Genomic DNA, 1,493 nt, shown 5'->3' with positions numbered 1-1,493 from the left:
GCCAGACTTCAAGGCAGCAAATATAACAACAACCTACTTATCTTCGGACTTACAGGCAGCCTTTCGGCAAACGAATGGCCAGAGAAATCGTGGAAAAAAGCGATGAATTTTCTACCATTGAAAATCTTGGCTCTAGGTGCATAACGCCGGGCATAAGGTGCGCCACGACCAGCTCACCAAGCCCACTGAACTCCATACCAAAAATGCCGAGTGTAACGCGTCACCTTGATGCCTTTGTTATACCGTTGTTTGATCAGGTTTTTCTAAGGCTTTTGCACCTAGAACAGCCAGTCCACCAAGCACTACAGACCAACCAAGAAATTTTACAAACTTAGGATTTTCAGAACATAGACCAACTAAGGCAATTCCTGCACCAGCTCCCGCGACACCAGCTTTAACCTGAGTAGATGATACTTTTAATCCCGTAGCCCATTTAACAAAGTGCTCGCAATTATTAGAAGTTACAGAATAAGACCATGAACCAATCTGAGATCGAGCGTCAGTTAACACATCCAGAATAGATTTAGAAAATTGTGTGTTTGCTACGTAGGTTTTATTACCTTGTGTAACCTCACTCCAAGGTTCTTCTTGAACAGTACCATTACGTTTCGTGGCAGATATCAGCATTGGTGAGCCGTCAGAGCAGACTCGATCAGTAACAATCGACCAGTGTTGATATACGCCAAAGTCCGATACAACAACATCTCCAGGTTTTACATTAATAGTTTTCAAATTTTAGCCCTGTACAATAAATATACCTTATATATTGGGCTCAATGTATGGATTTCAAGGCATGATAATGCTAATAAAGCGGTATAACGCCTGGGATAAGGTGCGCCACGGTGAACTCACCAAACCCACTAAACTCCAAACCAAAAATGCCGAGTCAAACAAGTCACCTTGATACCTTTGTTATGCAACTCCATCCATTAATACGAACTCGTTTGGCCGAAAGTCCTTCCACGCATGATAAATCTGCGTCATACAGGCAACAAGTTCATACTTTAATAATTCCGAATTACTTTCAACGATTTGGGCCAGTGAAACCTGCATGACAACCTGATATGAACGGGCTTGGCTGCTGCACCAGACCAATAGACAAAGAAATGCGCCAACACTTTCACAGCTGAGCAACGTTGTAATTCAATATTGCATTGCCAGAATCAAAGGCGGCACAGAAGACAAAAACAAGCTTATCTTCGGACTTTCAGGCAGCCTTTCACTGAACGAATGGCCAGAGAAATCGTGGAAACAAGCGATGAATTTTCTACCATTGAAAATCTTGGCTCTAGGTGCATAACGCCTGCAATAAGGTGTGCCCCACTGAACCAACAAAACGCACCGAACTCCATACCAAAACCGCCGAGTGTAACGCATCACCTTGATTGCCTTGTATGGATAATAAAACCAACTTCAGGGTAAAGTGAGACCCAGGCTTTAGCTGCAACTAAAGCTTTCTATATAGCAGTTCGATTGATTGCTGGCTCCTCTAT

At 43.1% G+C, this 1,493-nt stretch carries 1 protein-coding gene; it reads right to left on the bottom strand.

Annotation, left to right across the window (positions count from 1 at the left end; genetic code table 11):
• Positions 1-237: 237 nt before the first annotated feature.
• Entirely contained in the window at positions 238-732 is a 495-nt protein-coding gene (locus EDI28_RS25705) for a lecithin retinol acyltransferase family protein (RefSeq protein WP_128786679.1), read from the bottom strand.
• Positions 733-1,493: the final 761 nt, after the last annotated feature.

Source organism: Photobacterium chitinilyticum (genome assembly GCF_004104355.1).
GTDB lineage: Bacteria > Pseudomonadota > Gammaproteobacteria > Enterobacterales > Vibrionaceae > Photobacterium > Photobacterium chitinilyticum.
The sequence above is the reverse complement of the archived record's forward strand: the minus strand, read 5'-3'. Positions and strand labels throughout refer to the sequence as shown.